Source organism: Candidatus Scalindua japonica (assembly GCF_002443295.1).
GTDB lineage: Bacteria > Planctomycetota > Brocadiia > Brocadiales > Scalinduaceae > Scalindua > Scalindua japonica.
The window spans coordinates 267961-286379 of sequence record NZ_BAOS01000005.1 but is presented as its reverse complement, the minus strand read 5'-3'; the positions used below and the strand labels follow the sequence as shown (position 1 = coordinate 286379).

Sequence of the window (18419 nt, the reverse complement as noted above, 5' to 3'; positions counted from 1 at the left end):
TCCATGAGTATATTTAAACATGAAATATCTGCATTTGCAAAAGAAATATCATGGTTAAATAATCATTAGAAAAAATTCGTGCCAATTCGTGCTAATTTGTGTCTCTGAACTGTTTAATACCTAAATTCCATAATTCTTACCTGCCCCCGTCCGATCCGGCACGGGCGGGGGCCAGTTTGTTAGGCGGGAATCCTTAAATTTTATTTGTAATTCGTGTCTATCCTTACCACCGTCACTAAACTATAACGCAATCGTCATAAAATTATGACGCTCTAACCAACACATATTCATTCTCTTATCAAATAACCGTCATAAATTCATGACGGTTATACATCGATTTTCATTCAGTAAACCATGAAACTCCTAATATATTAATGGCTTAAGTGTTTGGCCTGCTCTTTGCGAATAGCATTTAGAGTTTTTCTAATAATTTAAAATCTGAGTCGATAAATACAGAAAATATTTTTTGAAGTTTCACATTTTATCTTTCACGTTTCCCTTTAAACTTTAATGAAACAGTGAATAATAACAAAGATGACATTGACAGAATAATACTTAATTATCTTCGTAAGAATCCAAAAGCTGGTGATACTTTGGAAGGAATCTCGAAGTGGTGGTTAAATTTTGAAAAGATTGATGTTACGGTGGATGAGATTACAGGAGTATTAGAAAAACTGATAAAGGAAGCTAAAGTTAAGAAACTTTTAAGTAGTGGAAATAAGACAATTTATACATTTGTAAAAGAGGATTAATTGGCTCTTAAAAACATAAGAAAAGGTTAAGTAAGTAATTTTTTTATATTAAAAAAAGCTAAATTACTCTATCGCTACTCTGTGCACATTAATACTCATTAAGCAAGTTAAATTAAAGAGCACCATTTTGTAGGTATAAGATTTTTTTAGTAAACCATTATCTACTAGTACTAGTTACATTTATCTAATTCGGTTTTTATATGAATTAAATGTAACCCACATGGCGGAGCTGTGCCCACTTTTCAAAACAATGCTCTACTCAAATCTTTATATGTAATAGCTTGCAAGATATTTTATATAACATTTCCATAGACAACAAAGTAAAAAAGGTTGTGATTGAATCATTTCTGAAATTGTAAACATACTTTATGGTTCTCAGTTTGTTTGATAGCAAAAATATAGACATTTCAACCTAAAATTATTAATAGAAGATAAAAATTTAATAATCTAGAAAAGGAGGGATTCTTATGCCAGTATCACCAACTTATCCAGGCGTATATATCGAAGAAATTCCCAGTGGAGTGCGCACTATTACGGGAGTAGCAACTTCCATTACAGCATTCATTGGTCGTGCTTTAAAGGGGCCAGTGGACGAACCGACTACTATTTTTAATTATGGTGACTATGAACGTCATTTTGGAGGATTGTGGACAGAAAGTACTATGAGTTACGCAGTAAAAGACTTTTATCTTAATCGTGGTAGTCAGGCGATAATTGTGCGTGTTGTACACGATGACGCAGACACTGCTCGCATTGAGATTCCAACTATCGTAACAAGTCCACCAGCTATTGTAACAAGTCCTCCAGACGACATTCTTAACTTAGATGCCTCAAGTCCTGGTGCTTGGGGTAATAATTTGTATGCAGAGGTAGATAATGAAACAGGAGATCCAACGGAAGCTCCAACATCTCCCCCAGCAGAGCTTGACCCACAAATATTTAATCTCACGATAACCGAAAAGGTTGATGGTGAAGAGAAGCAGAGTGAGAAGTTTTTGAATGTTACGCTTATACCTACTGACAGACGTTATCTACCTCGTGTACTGGAACAGAGTTCTACACTCGTAACTGTTCCTAAAGACGGTGAAGATTGGGATGTTCCAATTGCTCCACCACAGGTAACAATTAGTGAAATTCAAGCTACCGGAGGTGATGATGGTGGTCCAATCGAGACTAATGATTATCTGGAGAGTGAATCAGATAAAACGGGGTTATATGCTCTTGAAAAGGCGGATCTTTTTAATTTGCTGTGTATTCCGCCTGCAATCCGCACAGAAGACACAGACCCTTCTGTCTACCAGGAAGCAATGGCGTATTGTACGACGCGACGAGCCATGCTTATTGTTGATCCTCCATTCAATTGGGGTGCATCGCCAGCAAATGCTGCCAGTAATGCATTTTCAGGGTTAAGTACATTGGGATTGTCAGGCAAAGATGCACGGAATGCGGCATTATATTTCCCTCGCGTTCGCCAGCCAGATCCGGAACGTGATGGACAGCCAGATACTTTTGTTCCTTGTGGCATCATTGCCGGAGTAATGTCTAGCACAGACACCAATCGAGGTGTATGGAAGGCTCCAGCGGGTCTGGATGCTGCTTTGAATGGTATTCAAGGCCTGCAGGTTAATCTCACCGACGATGAAAACGGACGATTAAACCAAATTGGCATCAACTGCTTGCGAGTTTTTCCCATTAACGGCCGAGTCGTTTGGGGAGCACGTACTTTACGCGGTGCTGACCAACTGGCAGATGAATACAAGTATGTCCCCGTCCGTCGAACAGCGCTTTTCATTGAAGAAAGCTTATATCGAGGGACCCAGTGGGTAGTATTTGAACCTAATGATGAGCCATTGTGGGCGCAGATACGTCTTAATGTCGGAGCCTTTATGCATAATCTCTTTCGCCAGGGTGCATTCCAGGGTACAGCTCCAAAGGATGCCTATCTAGTTAAGTGCGATAAAGAGACTACTACTCAAAATGATATTAATCTAGGAATTGTCAATATTTTGGTAGGCTTTGCGCCCCTTAAACCGGCTGAATTTGTGATCATAAAGATTCAGCAGTTGGCAGGGCAAATCGAGGTCTAAAGGAGGGAATTATGGCACAGTTTACTGTAAATACAGAGCGTTTTGATCCTTATAAGAATTTTAAATTTCGCGTCAAATGGGACGGTAAATATGTCGCAGGAGTAAGCAAAGTCGGCGCTCTAAAGCGAACAGTTGAAGCCGTTGAGCATCGAGAAGGTGGAGATCCAAGTTCCGTACGGAAATCTCCAGGACAAACAAAGTTTGAAGCAATAACCCTTGAACGAGGAGTGACCCATGATACTGAATTTGAAAAATGGGCCAACAAGGTTTGGAACTACGGATCAGGTTTAGGCCTGGAGGTATCACTCAAAGACTTTCGAAAAAATGTAATTATAGATGTTTATAACGAAGCTGGCCAGTTAGCCATTTCTTATAAAGTTTATCGCTGCTGGGTATCTGAGTTTCAAGCCATGCCGGAACTTGATGCCAGCGCAAACGCTGTTGCTATTCAGACACTTACTTTACAAAATGAAGGATGGGAACGTGACTATGAAGTAACTGAACCTGACGAACCAACCTTTACTGAACCAGTGGTTTAAATATATGATTTCTTTATCTCCACATGATATCATAAAAATCTGGGAGACGGGCCAGAATCAGCACCCATTGGATAGGGCTTTAACAATTCTATCTATAGAACACTCTAGGATGACTCACGATCAATTAGCATCGCTTTCTATTGGACAGAGAGATAAATACCTGCTTGAAATGCGTGAGCGGAATTTTGGTTCAAAGCTTAAGGGTTTTGCTGAATGCCCTCACTGTTCAGAACATCTGGAATTGGATATCTCCACAACTGAATTACAAGATCTGAAAGTTTCAAGTTCTGGCAATAATGGTAATACTCTAGAATATAATATAGGTGATATAAAGATTAATTATCGTTTACCAAATAGTATCGATTTAGCCGCAGTGGCTGAATGTAAAGAGGCAAAGAGTGCATATAACCTATTAGTTGAAAGATGTTTAGTGAAAGTTGCTTCTAACGAAAAAGAGATCACGATAAATCAGTTATCTGATGATGATATTGATAAACTCGCTGAGCATATGGCTAAAAGCGGATTACAGGAAGAGATTCTCATTAATCTTCAGTGTGCGCTGTGCAACCATAAGTGGCAAATGAATTTTGATATTGAAACTTTTTTATGGAACGATATATCCGTTCACGCAAAACGCTTACTGCAGGAGGTTCATGCTCTTGCTTTCTCCTATAAATGGAGAGAAAAAGATATTCTTACGATGTCCTCTGTAAGAAGAAGACATTATCTGGAAATGCTGACGTAACCGATGACAAATGGCAATTTTCTAACAAGACTTATAAGTCGAACACAGAGACCACATGAAGTAGTTCAACCTTTAGTTGAGCCGATATTTGCCAATGATGTGACTTTTGGATATAGTTTTCCAAATAGACCCCAAGTGGATGACAAGACTTTAGATCTGGATGAAAAGGCAGAGGATACCAAATTTACCGACAGAGAAGAATCTACAACATCTAAAGCTTATATTCATCATACGAACCGTGAATTTACTCGGACTACCATTACTGGGAAATCTTCCCCTTTCGACAGGTCTTTTGGCCGGCAGACTAACTCGAAGGATAATGGTGCTTCAGAAGCAGACAAGCTCATAAATAATAATCCTCTACTTCCTGAAAACAAGATGGTAAAAGAAATGTCTGGTTTCCCTATGAAATCAGAAAGCCATGATGTTTTGTCCACTGGACCCAGAATCAAGAGAGTATTTCCGAAACATGTCGAAACATCTAAAAATATTATCTTACCTGAAACACCTGACTCAGCTATAACTCATGCTTATACTGAAGAAAATAAAGAACAGAAATTACACTTGAAACCCAAAAAACAATCTGGTAGCGATAGCTTATCTAATGATAGAAATTTTCAAAAAGCGACTTCAGAACACTCAGAATATCAGCCTATACTAAATAAAAACTTTCAGAATCATGGTAAGGAAATACAGTCTTTAACACCTCTTACTGACAATGGTTTTCATCAGCATGTACCATCTTCTATAATAGAACAAACTAGACCGAACATAAGAGATAACTTTTCTACAGAAAAAGGACTTAATTCAACAACTCCTATGATTAAAGTGACAATTGGTCGTATCGATGTACATGCTGTTACACAACAAACGCAACAACCAAGACGACGCGCAACACCTCCAAAGCCAAAATTAACATTAGATGATTATCTTAAACAACGTTGTGGAGGTCGGCAATGAGTACAGCACTCTCTATAGCTTCTGTTACACATGTACTCATGGATTTGCTCAATAACGGTCTAATTGATCAAGATATAACTAATGCTATTGGAAACGTGACAGTAACAGCCTTGCCACCTGATCGGATTGATACAACACCAACAAATGAACAAAGCCAATTGAATTTATTCATGTATCAGACAACACCAAATCCAGGTTGGAGTAATGTGGGATTACCATCTCGCGATGGGCAAGGTGAACGTAGAAATAATCCACCACTTGCCATTGACCTTCATTATCTTTTGACAGCTTATGGAGCAAATGATTTACATACAGACATATTGCTAGGTTATGGAATGCAGTTGTTACATGAAACACCTGTTTTAGTACGGGACGCAATCCGGAGGTCCTTAACGAGTGCAGCTGCAGGCGGTGGACTACCAGATGCACTTCGAGCCCTTGCCACCTCTCAGTTAGCTGAACAGGTTGAGCAGATTAAGATAACATCCGAATCTCTTAATACGGAGGAGATATCAAAACTGTGGACTGCATTTCAGGCTAAATTCAGGCCATCTTCGGCTTATGTGGCCTCAGTTGTTCTTATAGAAAGTAACCATTCAACTAAGTCCGCACTGCCGGTACGCGCCCGTAATATCTATGCGCGTCCGTTCAGAAACCCTGTGATTGAGAAGATCATGTCTCAGGCCACATCAGGTGGCCCCATTATTGAAGATCTGCCCATTCTAGCCGGTCACAACCTGGTAATTACAGGGAAAAATCTCAGGAGTGATGGTCAACTCATAATCGTTGATGGCGTTGAGGTAATTGATGGTTTACTCGTAAATGTAAGTGGTATTGAGATAAAGCCTGCGGCCGTTAATGTGACAGATACTCAGATCATTATTCCGCTCACAGATGAAGATTTACGCGCCGGTATACAAGGAGTACAGGTTACTCACAGTATACCTATGGGTACACCAGAGGTACCGCATCAGGGAGTAGAATCCAATGTTAAAGCCTTTGTCCTTCAACCTCAAATAATTGGACCTGTAACTGTAAACGTGGCAGCGGCGGTGGAAGCAGCCGACACAGTACTGTTGAAAGTAAAACCGGCAGTAGGGGAATCTCAGCGTGTAATACTGTTATTGAACGAATTTGATCTGAATCCTTCGAGTTCTCTTGTGTCAGACCCGCCGTTATCATATAGTTTCAAGATGTCACCAGATACAGACCCGGGACCCACCTGGCCAATCGAAGATCTTACATTCAGTGTCAGTAATGTGCTTTTGGGAACATATCTGGTACGTGTACAGGTGGATGGAGCGGAGAGTCCATTGGGGATTGATGCAGACGGTAAATATAACTCACCTACGGCGGATATTCCCTGAACAATAATAATGACCACTACAACGGCTAATAACTGGCACGAAGCAAACCAACAATATCTGATGGCCGCATTAGAGGTAGTGCGGGAAGGGTTGGAACGTTATAAGAAAAGCATTGAAGAGAATGGTTCAGAAAAAGGAGAAATCAATGCTGAAGCCTCAATTGCCAATAAAAAATTACAACAAGCGGCAGATCAACTAACTGCCCCATCAGCATTAGATACATTAACTGAGATTTTTAGTTTGTCAAATTTTGAAAAAAATATTCTACTTGTGTGCGCGGGTATGGAGCTTGATTCATCATATGCAGACTTGTGCGGTTCTATCCAGAATGTAAAACGTAACTATCCAACATTTAGCCTTGCACTAGCTGCTTTTCCAGATGCACATTGGGATGCGCTTACGCCAGATGCAGCTCTCCGATACTGGAGATTAATCAATATATCGGAGGGTGGACTGATCACGACAGCCTCCCTTAGAATTGATGAGCGAATATTGCACTATCTGGTAGGTATACAGCAAATGGACGAGCGACTTATGGGAATTATCGAACCTATATTCTTGACTGACAATTTGGTAACCTCACACTGCAATCTGGTTGATCGTCTGATAAAGATCTGGACTCATAAAAATGTGGAAATATCTTCCTCTATCATACATCTATGCGGTGAAGATGTTAATACGCAACGCAATATTGCTGCAACAGCCTGTGATACGTTAGGTTCAAATTTATACGCTATATCTACTCATCTATTGCCTGTGAACCATACAGAGCTTTATGAACTGATGAGATTATTAGAGAGAGAGATGATCCTGAGTTCCAGCGCTCTGTTTATTGATTGTAACGAAAAATATACAAACGATTCTGCCAGGCTAAGTATTATTACGCAGTTTTGTAAGCATTTTAAAGGAACGTTGATTATCGGTAGCAGAAAACGGATAGATTTTTTACAGCAATCCATGATTATTTTTGATGTCAAAAATCCTACTAGTGATGAGCAATACACGGTCTGGAAAAACGTTCTTGGTAATCAAATAACCAGGATGAATGGTAATCTCAATGCAGTTATATCTCAGTTCAATATGAGTTCACGGACTATTCGGTCAGCAGGTTCCGTGTTGGTTGGAAAGCTGACAACGACTGAGTTGGAAGAAGAGGAAAAGTCCAAAGTGCCATTAAACATTTTATGGGATGTATGTCGGGAACTGACACGCCCTCAATTGGGCAGCCTGGCACAGCGTCTAGAGCCTTCTGCAACCTGGGATGATTTAATATTGCCAGACTATCAAAAACAGACTTTAAAGGAAATAGCCATACACCTGTGTCAGCGGGCAAAAGTATACGGAAAGTGGGGATTTGCTGATAAGAGTTCGCGTGGATTGGGAATTAGCGCTCTTTTCACGGGTGAAAGTGGCACCGGTAAGACGATGGCATCTGAAGTGCTGGCGAAAGAGTTACATCTGGATCTTTACCGTATTGATCTGAGTCAGGTTGTGAACAAGTATATTGGCGAAACGGAAAAAAATCTGAGCCTCGTATTTGACGAAGCTGAAAAAGGCGGAGCTATCCTGCTCTTTGATGAAGCGGATGCCCTCTTTGGTAAAAGAAGTGATGTAAGGGATAGCCATGACCGTTATGCGAATATTGAGGTGAGTTACTTGCTCCAACGTATTGAGTCCTATCGTGGCCTGGCAATCTTAACCACCAATATGAAAAGCGCGCTTGATAAGGCATTCCTGCGTCGCATCAGGTTTGTAGTACAGTTCCCATTTCCGGATTCTGCACAGCGTGCGGAAATATGGCAACGTATCTTTCCATCGGATACACCAACTGAAGGGCTGGATGTCAATAAACTTGCAAGGCTGAATCTCGCAGGAGGCAATATCAGAAACATTGCTCTTAAAGCAGCTTTTTACGCGGCAGATATGGGAGATTCGGTACGTATGGGGCATCTTTTGAAAGCTGCACAAAGGGAATACAGCAAGATTGAGAAACCGCTTACCGGGAATGAGACGAAAGGTTGGATATAGATATTTCTCGCAGAGACACAAAGAACGCAAAGTTAATTAATTTAGACAGGATTTACAGGATGCACAGGATAGAAAATATCTTGTAAATCTTGTTAATCCTGTCAATAAATATTATAAAAGTTTTTTTGGCTGAAAGCTGACTGCTAATGGCTATTAAAAATATCGAACTACACATTGACAAACTCGTCCTCCACGGTTTTTCTCCTCACGACCGTTACCGAATAGGCGAGGCTGTGGAGCGACAGCTAACACAAATGTTAACCGAACAGGGTATGCCCGCATCACTATCCCATGGTGGGAAGTATTCCCACCTGTACGGTGGATCATTTAACATTGTACAAGGTTCCAAGGCAGAGACAATTGGTTCTCAAGTAGCGCAATCGGTTTATAAAAATATGAATGTCTCTCAAAGACGCCAGGAACGCTAAGAAAAGAGTTATCTAAAAATCGAAATATTTAATTTTTGTAAGCTTTACGCCTTTCCGAGAAAAATGTTTTTTAACAGATGGTTAAATAAAAGCAGTTAGCTTAAACCTGACAGCTGTCACCTGAACGCTGATGGCTGAAAGCTAATTAAATAAATATTCTAAGATTTATGAGATCTAAGCAAATAAAAAAGTCAGCAACATTTTCTCCGGCATTTGGGAAAAAGGTGTCTGATCTGACGTCTACATCTGGGTCAAAGAGTGACCATCACGAAACAAACTCTTGCTTGGAACATAACTTTAGTAACGTTAAGATAGAGAGTGACCAATCATCTCAACCAAATGGTACACCCAGCATACAGACAAAGCTGAAGATTAGTCAACCTGGTGATAAATATGAGCAGGAAGCAGACCGAATGTCAGCTTATGTAATGAATGAAGCGACAGCAGCGCCGAAACTATCAAAAAAGGTCGGATTAAATTATAACTTACAACGGCAGGAGGCAAAAAAACCACCGACGGAAGGTGAAAAATATAAGGAAGCGGCCAAAAAGACCGGGGAAGCCTTCCTTGAGACTCCATTAGGAAAACGTATTACAGACAAAGCAAAGGAGATGGGGGAAGAATTTCTCTCTACACTACCGGGCAAAGTGATCACCGGTGCAGCTGCAGCGGGTGCAGTGACTGCCATCGTCGCAAAGAACGCTGAACTGCCGATCCAGCTGCCTGCTATTCCATTGGATAGGGTTACGCCCGGTCTCTCAATGCGAATCACATACAAAGGGCAGGTAAGAAAGCCGAGTGCTGCTTCTATTACGTTTACCTACAAATTTTGGGCAGCAAAACGAGGCGGGAAGAAACAGGGCAAAACTAAAAGTGAGAAATTCCGTGGAGAAACAGCGCGTCTTGCACGTGAGCAGTTTGAGTTCAGAGAATCGATGAAGTCCCCGGAACAGAAGGCCAGAGATGAAGCATTTATGACACGTCAGATCGTAAACAAGACAAATGATCCAACGAGCCCACTTTTTATTCCTGGATTGGCGCCTAAGAAGCAAGCTCCCGAGCTTGAGAAAAAAAAGGAGGAAGAAAACGTACCCCTCCAGCGTAAGGAAATAAATTCGCGTGGGGGATCGACTGGTATATCTCCTTTAGTGCATGATGTGATTAGCTCCCCAGGACAACCGTTAGACCCTGTGACACGGAGAACTATGGAGTCTCGTATTGGGCATGACTTCAGCAAAGTTCGGGTGCATAGGGGAGGGAAGGCCGTGCAATCGGCAAAAGATATGAAATCACGGGCCTATACCGTTGGAAACAATATTGTAATTGGTACAGGACAGGCTTCGAGCACACACGAAGGCAATCGATTGTTGGCTCACGAATTGTCGCATGTTGTGCAGCAGACGAGCTGAAAGACTTTTTGTAAATAATATATAATCTTTGCAAATGGATTAATATCTCGCAGAGTCGTTAAGATCGCAAAGATAATAAAGTGATTTAAAATCTTTTCTTTGCGGCCCTTGCGTCTTTGCGAGAGAATAAGCTTTTCAGAGAAGGATCAAAATTGAGCAATCAAACATTTGCTAAACCAAAAACCAAGAATTCAACAACGTCTTCATCTTTATTCGGTAAAAAGACAGATCGGTCTTTTACCATAGAATCCGCAAATGAGATTCATGATGTACCGAACACACGATTCGGACATAACTTTGGTAATGTTCGGATGGAGGGTGGCCATTCTTCAACACCATTTACTCTCCCCGGAATACAAACAAAACTAAAAATTGGTAAACCCGGCGATAAATATGAGCAGGAGGCAGATCGGGTTGCGGATCAAGTGATGAGGATGCAAGACAATACAGCTATCAGTAGTCAGCGGTCAGCGGTCAGGAAAGGAGGAGAATTGATTCAAACAAAGCCGTTATCCCAGGAAGTACAACGAAAATGTAAGGAATGCGAGGAGGAAGAAGAAGAAATCCAGCGAAAGCCGCTTGTTTCGAAAATTACCCCGCTTATTCAACGTCAAACCGAAGAAGAAGAGGAGGAAGAGGAGGATAAAGAATTGCTACAAACCAAACCGATCTCTAACCAGATTGCGCCCTTAATTCAGAGACAAGCTGAAGAAGAGGAAGATGAGGAAAGCGGACAGATTCAAACAAAACCAATCTCAGAAGGAATTACGTCTCTGATTCAACACCAGGAAGTTGAAGAACCGGACGAAGAAGGGGAAGGGCCTGAGATCATGACCAAATCTAGTGTACATTCTCAAGCTGCATCGTCCAACTTACAAAGCCAACTCAATGTCTCCAAAGGTTCTGGTTCACCTTTAACGGAAGATATTCGAACTTCCATGGAAACGTTTTTTGGCGTAGACTTTAGTGGTGTCCGTGTTCATACAAATAGTAATGCGGTTCAAATGAATCAGGGATTAAATGCAAAAGCCTTAACCTATGGTTCGAATATTTATTTTAATCTAGGGGAGTATAGTCCAAGATCTTCTACCGGGAAGAAGTTGCTGGCGCATGAGCTGACGCATGTGATTCAACAAAATAAATTATCCCATGCCAAGGTGTCTCACAATGAAGAAAGCATACAAATGTTTGCACCCTATTGGGAACCTAAGGATTTTAACGGTAATAAAAACCATAGCCTTCTCTTGCCATTGATCTCAAAGGAATTGAAAATATTCAGTGAAGCACCGGTTCCAAACGCGAGTAAAACTAATATTGGGCATGGTAAAAAAGGATCAGCAGATATGTACGACGCTAGCACTACCGTGGGTGTTTACTTCCTAAAACATGGTGTCCCCAAAAAACTTAAGGCCCAACGTGGTAAAAGAGTGTTAAAAGACGAAGGTCATTTTAATCATGATAACAATGCGGCACCTCAAGTCGATTCCCTGCAAAACCTGACTAAGATCCCAGATGCTCCTAAATCTATCGTGGTTGGGGATCTGAAGCCAAGTCATGGCACAATTGAAGCCTTGGAAGGTACCGAACAACTTGAAAATTATATAGGTGGATTCGAACTAGCGGCAAAAGACGTTAATGATATTTCAACTACCGATAAATGGAAACTGATAAAACCAACAAAACTTTCTACCGCTGTTCCCTCTGGTATGAGTGAGCCGAACAGCCCAGTTGAATCCCAGCCAATAGTCCTTAAGATAAAAGGCAAAACAATTAGACCAAATGTCATATCAACAGGTAGGGTTTACGTCAATAAAGATCCAGGCAATCCGGGTATCTGGAACTATACCTGGAAACCCGATAAAGAGTTTACCGATCCTTTGCCTGAAAGTGTAAAAGACTTGGGTGATGAGGTAGAAGAAAAAGTAAGGAAGCCGGTTTTTATATCACCGTTAGATAATCATCAGTTATCCGGAAAATTTAAAAGCCAATACCCCTTTACCGGCAATAAGATCCAACGTATAAAAAAAAGAACCCCAGACAAGAAATTGCCCAACAAAGATTGGTTCGATTTTTCCAAATGGCGGAAAGGTCCATATAGAAAATATAAGGACAAGTTCAAGAGTGCTCAAAAAACAACTGAATTCAAAACTGCAGAACAGCAAGAACTGGCTCTGCAAGATCAAAAGGCCCGGGTAAAGTCAGGTTTTAAATCTAAGTTCTCAAAGAGCCAGGAATTATTCGTCAAGAAGTTCAACCAGCTCAAGTTCTGGACAAGCAAAAAAGCTCTTATCTTTGGAAGGTTTAGAGACGTCTTCGGTACCCTTTTTGTTAATATAGCCAAAGTCTACAATCGGGTCAAAAGCCGGTTTCAGAACAGGCTAAACCAGGTCAAAAAACCAGAGGGAGGAGGAATTGCAGGGGCTGCCATAACGTCAGCGTTCAGGCTCATTAAGATTGCCGGCACGGTCATTATAAATGAAACAATAAGTCGGCTTAAAGAATCCTTTACAAAGGGACTTACCAAAAAATTGAAATCCCTGATCCCGGCTGGAGGTTTCGGAGAACTACAGAAAAAGGCGGATGAGCTAAATATGCAGATCAACTCAATCAAACAGAAAGCCACCCAAAAGATCGATAGAATAGTAAAAGATATCATCGAACCCTATCAGGAGATCATCGATAAAATAAAGACTGCTGCCAACACTTTAGGAAAGATCAAGAAGATCATCAACCTGGTAAAATGGGGAGCTCGGGCCATTGCCTGTACCACGTCGCCTCCTGTGGTCGGATGCATTATCACACCTGCTATTGAATATCTAGCCAGCAAAGTAGTGCAATCCTGCTGGTTCATGAAGAAAATCGCACCACACATCCAAGGGATACCCATTTTGGGTACACTATCTTTAGAATTGGCTAAAATAATTAAAGAAAAGATACAAGGATTCCTTCCCAAACCGGTTAAAGATGTCTTTGCCAAGATCGATGAAAAGGTCGAATTTGAAAAAAGTGATATCAAGTGCCCAAAAGGGGGTGATGGAGGTCAGCTGACTCCTCAACAACAAGCCTTACTGGATCTACAGGAAAGAATAGGTGAAGATAAATTCAAGGCACTGGTTGAAATGATAAAAAAACTCGGCTTACCGGAAAATGCTCCTATGCCCTTAGATAAAATCGAAGAAATGGGAGATCTTCTAGAAGAAAGTGATGTTGATGCTTCAGATATTAAGAAATTCACTAACCAAAATGCCGAACAACAGGAGAAGGCCAAAAAAGAACTGGTTAAACTAAAAGCAGTATTGGATGCAATTAATGAAAATGCCACCAAGCCGCGTTCGGGAAGTACCAGCCAACAAAAAAGTACTCAATCGTCAGGCCAAAGTTCTACAACTTCAACAAAAAATGATCTTGTCCAAAGATTAAAAAACGGCGAGTTTGATGAGAGGTTTAAAAAACTAATTAAAGCTAGGCGGTTAAAGAGAAATGGATTTTTCATTAATGATCTGGATAAACTTAAAAAGGGAGATGTAGTGAACGGACGAAAGGTTTTGGGGCTTGGGAATAAAAAAAGCCAAAAAAGAGTTGGCTTGGTTTATTTTGAAGTTCAAAAATTAGTCCGTCAAAGAAAAAAAATCAAAGATCAGTTGACAATTAAATTTACTAGAGATCTAAAACTGTATGACGAAAATGGAAATGAATTCATTATTGCAAAAGCAAATTCGACTATGAAAATAACGTTGGAATTCAAAATAAAAGCCCAAAGCATTAATTAGAGACAATACAGTCAAGTCTGTTTTTAGCTTAACAAGAGGGGTTAGGCCTTTAAGTGATCTAAGGGGCGCTTGATAATTTTGTGGTTGAGAAGCCAATACAAACAATGAGGTATTGAAGGCAATTCTTTATTAATGGTGAAATGTGAAAAGGGAAAGGGTGATACATGACGGAAGAAACGTCAATGGTGTAAGAAGAAGAACGATGTTGAATTTGAACCATAAGAGACTTGATGTTTGGGAAAAGAGAGTTTCACTCATCTAATACCTGACTACTGATCACTGAATCCTGATTGCTGACAGCTGATACCTGAAAGATAATAACTAACAAATATTTATTCTCAATCGAATGAGGTACTTTATCCATGGTAAATGGCCCAGACTTATCGCTTCAAATTAAAGGCGGAATCCCTCCTCGCTTGCTCAAAGGCGGAATAGTACTGATAGACCCGTAAACGGGTCAAGTCTGCTTATGACTTAACTGGAGTAGTAAAAAATAGTCACTTTTAAAACCTCAATTTATCTTAAAGGATTGGATATTTAAAATAGGAGAACAATGATGGTTATTTGGACAAGGAAGTATATTTTGAGGCCAGTAGCACATTGCAGAAGTGGATGTGTTTATATGGTGAAAATGGAAAAAGTAAGAAGTGAATAGTGAAATGTAAAAGAATCATTAATAAATAGAAATTCAAAAAAACAAGCACCAAATTACAAATAAATTCCAATGTTTCAATTTCTAATATCGAAACAAAGTAGTGCAAGCCTTCCAAAAAGAACGTTGGTTTATCTTTACCTACCCAACCTTGTTTCGAAAGATGAAAAATTTGTCTTATTGTGATTTGATATTTACCAACCAAAGGTACTAATTATTAATAATTGCTTCCTGAAAGCTGAACGCTGATGTCTGACAGCTGACCGCAATTTCCGAAAGGACTTAATTCATGACAACTTTCCCCGGATCACCTAAATTGCTTAAAGGGGGTATAGTATTGATAGAGCCTGAGACTTCAAATGTGGAACGTATCATTGCACTTCAGTACAATCCGGACAATCTTTCCAGAACCCTTCAGGTGCAGGATGTGGGGGGTGAGGGAGGTAACCGTTCTGATGCATTGCGACTTAGCGGGCCGCCAGTGGAGACGTTGAAACTTGACGCAGAGATAGACGCCACAGATCAACTTGAGTTCCCTGATCAAAACAGAGATGCAGTGGAGGTTGGAATCCAGCCGCAATTGGCAGTATTAGAGACGATTATATATCCGGCAAGCAGTCAGATTTTGGCTAATAACCAGCTTGCACGGTCTGGTATACTTGAGATCGTACCTATGGAAACTCTGCTGACGCTCTTCATATGGAGCAAGAATCGTATCCTGCCCGTGCGCCTTACTGATTTCAGTGTTACTGAGGAGGCATTTGACACTAACCTTAACCCTATTAGAGCCAAGGTAAGCTTGGGGATGCGTGTTCTAAATGTGGATGATTTGGGATTTGATCATAAGGGAGGAAATCTATTTATGAGCTATCTGCAAAATAAAGAGCAGCTTTCTAAGAAGTTTAAAGGTGGGGATTTGAGTGATTTTGGGATAGGAGAGATTTAATTGTACACCTTATTTAAAAAAATTTAGACAGGATAACAGGATGGAAATAATAAAAAACCAATTAATCAAAATGACATGGAATATAGATACGTAGAGCAGGTATTGTCTGCCTTGCCTTGTTTCGTGATTTGATATTTGTAATTTACAAATTTCTGTTAGCTCCGTTTTATCCTGTAATCCTGTCTAAAAATAATTGAACTTTTTAGGAGATTTTTTATGAATGATCCATTACAAGCAATTTTACAGGCGGGAATTGTCAAAACAACATCGTTTCCACCGACTAGTAGGTATCATGGTATTGATACTGCAATAATGGACACTGAAGCAGGTAAGAGTGTCATTTATTTGCGTCGTCGTTTTGTACCGGCGGCAGAAAAGTTTGCTCCACTTCAGCAACATACCGTAACAGAAGGCGAGAGATTGGATAATCTCGCTAATCAGTATCTGGGTGATCCTGAACAGTTCTGGCAAATTTGCGATGCTAATAATGTAATAAGACCAAATGAGTTAGTGGAGACAATTGGAAATAAAATAGTAATAACATTGCCTGAGGGTATACCAGGGATTAAAAATGCTTAAGGGTATTCAATTATCACTGATGATTGGCCCCATTGTGCCAATACCGGCTTCGAAAGTTGTGATTGATCATCTGGTTAACATCGAAGTTACTGTTCGCGATGAAGGCTCCAGTGTTTTTCAACTTTCCTTTAGTTTGGATAAAAAGTCCCCGTTGCAGATTTTGTTTTTATTAAGTAGCGGACAACCTTTGTTATTTATGCGAGTGATAATAATCGTAGTACTAAGCGGTAAATCGGACGTCATTATGGACGGTGTCATCACACATCATGAGCTCAAACCCGGCAGTAATGGGTCGCCATCAACATTAACGATTACCGGGGAGGATGTGAGCGCCTTAATGAACCAGCAAGACTTCAGCGGTTTTCCATTCCCGGCAACTCCTGCGGAAGGACGTGTTGCATTGATGTTGGCAAAATATGCGGTCTTGGGTATCGTACCATTGATTGTGCCTAGCATACTCATTGATGTGCCTCTCCCCACAGGACGTATACCAAGTCAAAGAGGCACTGATCTTGCCTATATAAAGGCTTTGGCAGATCGTGTCGGCTATGTTTTTTACATTGATTCTGGTCCAAAACCCGGCCTCAATGTGGCTTATTGGGGACCAAAAATCAAGGTAGGTGTACCGCAACCTTCGCTGAATATTGATATGGATGCGCATACCAATGTGGAGAGTATTAGTTTTCAGTTTGACAATCAAAAAAACAAAATTCCAACGGTATTTATTTATAACGAAATCACCAAAGTTGTTATTCCGATTCCTATTCCTCCTATTACACCTTTAAATCCTCCTTTAGGATTGATCCCTCCGTTGCCGACCAGTATTGCAGATTTGCAACCAGTACGTGACGATCTTTCCAAACGATCCATTCCTCAGGCCATTATGATTGGTTTGGCTTCTGCCGCACAATGGGCTGATGCAGTGACTGGAAGCGGTGAGCTCGATGTGCTTCGTTATGGACGTGTTTTAAAAGCGAGGAAGTTAGTGGGTATTCGCGGTGCAGGACCAGCCTTCAATGGCTTGTATTATGTAACAAGTATAACTCATAAAATTAAGCGTGGTGAATATAAACAGAGTTTTGAATTAAGCAGGAATGGAATTATTTCAACTGTCCCGAAGGTCATGCCATGAGTACTCAGAATCAAGATACTGAAGCACGTTATTATGGGAAATACAGGGGTACGGTCTTCAACAATATCGATCCTGAACAACGCGGTCGGATTATGGCTATGGTGCCCGACGTTTTGGGTATTACGCCTTCAAGTTGGGCTCTTCCCTGTGTGCCTATGGCGGGTAAACAACAAGGTGTGTTTATGGTACCACAGGTCGGTGCTGGTGTTTGGATTGAGTTTGAGCAGGGTGATCCTGATTACCCAATCTGGACAGGTGGATTTTGGGGCACTGCAGGTGAAGTGCCAGCCTTGGCGCTGGCCCCACCACCAGCCACGCCACTTGGTCAGAACATAGCGGTGCAAACGACTATGCAGAATACCTTACTTCTCAGCGACGCGGTTCCTTCTCCAGCAACTGGTGGTATTATACTCAAAAGTCCTATGGGAGCTACGATTGTTGTTAACGACAGCGGTATTTATATACAAAATGGCAAAGGGGCCTCAATTGATATGGTAGGGCCTACAGTAACAATTAATAAAGGGGCTTTAGTAATTACGTAAATATTGCTGTCAGTAATCAGTCGCTACTAATTATCTGATAACAGAACGCAGATACCTGTATACTGATAGTGAAACAAGGAGATTTAAATGCCAGGATTTTTATTACATGTGGGTGCAACAGTAACATGCTCGCACGCTGGCCAGGCACAGCCAACTGCCCCCAACCCGCGGGTGCTGGTTAGTGGTCAGCCAATAGTAACACAACCCGCACCATATGCAGTTGCAGGTTGTCCGTTTAATATATCTGGCAGTCCTAGTCCCTGTATTACAGCACAATGGGTAAGTGGCGCTACGCGTATCTTATCAAATGGTGCGCCGGTCTTGTTGCTTGACAGTCAGGCGATCTGTACACCAAATGGCACGCCATTAATTATATCAGCGACTCAGGCTCGAGTAACGGGGATATGATTAGCTTTCAGCGATCAGCATTAAGCTGTCAGGTTTCAGCTTTCAGGTATAAGTTGTCGGATAATAGGAATCAGA

15 protein-coding genes are annotated in these 18419 nt (G+C 40.9%); all 15 read left to right on the top strand.

Annotation, left to right across the window (positions count from 1 at the left end; translation table 11 throughout):
* Window positions 1–518 precede the first annotated feature (518 nt).
* The 15 genes from SCALIN_RS05685 to SCALIN_RS05615 all read left to right on the top strand — a co-directional run bounded on the left by SCALIN_RS05685 (window position 519) and on the right by SCALIN_RS05615 (window position 18344).
* Window positions 519–752, top strand: coding sequence for a hypothetical protein (locus SCALIN_RS05685; protein WP_096893437.1), 234 nt, complete (start codon window positions 519–521; stop codon window positions 750–752).
* A gap of 467 nt (window positions 753–1219) precedes the next feature.
* Window positions 1220–2839: a phage tail sheath family protein gene (locus SCALIN_RS05680; protein ID WP_096893436.1), complete on the top strand. Its 1620-nt coding sequence runs from the start codon at window positions 1220–1222 to the stop codon at window positions 2837–2839.
* Between the two features lie 11 nt (window positions 2840–2850).
* Window positions 2851–3378, top strand: coding sequence for a phage tail protein (locus tag SCALIN_RS05675; RefSeq protein WP_096893435.1), 528 nt, complete (start codon window positions 2851–2853; stop codon window positions 3376–3378).
* Window positions 3379–3382: 4 nt separating this feature from the next.
* Window positions 3383–4123, top strand: coding sequence for a T4 family baseplate hub assembly chaperone (locus SCALIN_RS05670; RefSeq protein ID WP_096893434.1), 741 nt, complete (start codon window positions 3383–3385; stop codon window positions 4121–4123).
* Between the two features lie 3 nt (window positions 4124–4126).
* Window positions 4127–5083, top strand: a complete 957-nt coding sequence (locus tag SCALIN_RS05665) for a hypothetical protein (protein WP_096893433.1) — start codon at window positions 4127–4129, stop codon at window positions 5081–5083.
* Window positions 5080–6450, top strand: coding sequence for a Pvc16 family protein (locus tag SCALIN_RS05660; RefSeq protein WP_096893432.1), 1371 nt, complete (start codon window positions 5080–5082; stop codon window positions 6448–6450). Before SCALIN_RS05665 ends, SCALIN_RS05660 begins: the two co-directional genes overlap by 4 nt.
* A gap of 9 nt (window positions 6451–6459) precedes the next feature.
* Complete coding sequence (locus SCALIN_RS05655; RefSeq protein ID WP_096893431.1) at window positions 6460–8478, top strand: ATP-binding protein; 2019 nt, start codon at window positions 6460–6462, stop codon at window positions 8476–8478.
* 254 nt (window positions 8479–8732) lie between these two features.
* Window positions 8733–8906 (top strand): hypothetical protein, encoded by a 174-nt coding sequence (locus SCALIN_RS21970; RefSeq protein ID WP_162532169.1) that lies wholly within the window; start codon window positions 8733–8735, stop codon window positions 8904–8906.
* 167 nt (window positions 8907–9073) lie between these two features.
* Window positions 9074–10315, top strand: a complete 1242-nt coding sequence (locus SCALIN_RS05645) for an eCIS core domain-containing protein (RefSeq protein ID WP_096893429.1) — start codon at window positions 9074–9076, stop codon at window positions 10313–10315.
* A gap of 152 nt (window positions 10316–10467) precedes the next feature.
* The gene (locus SCALIN_RS05640) at window positions 10468–14085 is read left to right on the top strand and encodes an eCIS core domain-containing protein (RefSeq protein ID WP_133111690.1); all 3618 of its coding nucleotides are present in this window, start codon (window positions 10468–10470) and stop codon (window positions 14083–14085) included.
* A 941-nt stretch (window positions 14086–15026) separates the two neighbouring features.
* Window positions 15027–15683 (top strand): hypothetical protein, encoded by a 657-nt coding sequence (locus tag SCALIN_RS05635; RefSeq protein ID WP_096893428.1) that lies wholly within the window; start codon window positions 15027–15029, stop codon window positions 15681–15683.
* Window positions 15684–15899: 216 nt separating this feature from the next.
* On the top strand, window positions 15900–16262 hold the full coding sequence (locus SCALIN_RS05630; RefSeq protein ID WP_096893427.1) for a LysM peptidoglycan-binding domain-containing protein: 363 nt from the start codon (window positions 15900–15902) through the stop codon (window positions 16260–16262).
* The gene (locus tag SCALIN_RS05625; RefSeq protein ID WP_096893426.1) at window positions 16255–17394 is read left to right on the top strand and encodes a hypothetical protein; all 1140 of its coding nucleotides are present in this window, start codon (window positions 16255–16257) and stop codon (window positions 17392–17394) included. The genes SCALIN_RS05630 and SCALIN_RS05625 overlap by 8 nt, the downstream gene beginning before the upstream one ends.
* Window positions 17391–17936 (top strand): phage baseplate assembly protein V, encoded by a 546-nt coding sequence (locus tag SCALIN_RS05620; RefSeq protein ID WP_096893425.1) that lies wholly within the window; start codon window positions 17391–17393, stop codon window positions 17934–17936. Before SCALIN_RS05625 ends, SCALIN_RS05620 begins: the two co-directional genes overlap by 4 nt.
* An 87-nt stretch (window positions 17937–18023) precedes the next feature.
* Window positions 18024–18344, top strand: a complete 321-nt coding sequence (locus SCALIN_RS05615; RefSeq protein ID WP_096893424.1) for a PAAR-like protein — start codon at window positions 18024–18026, stop codon at window positions 18342–18344.
* The last annotated feature ends 75 nt before the right edge of the window (window positions 18345–18419 follow it).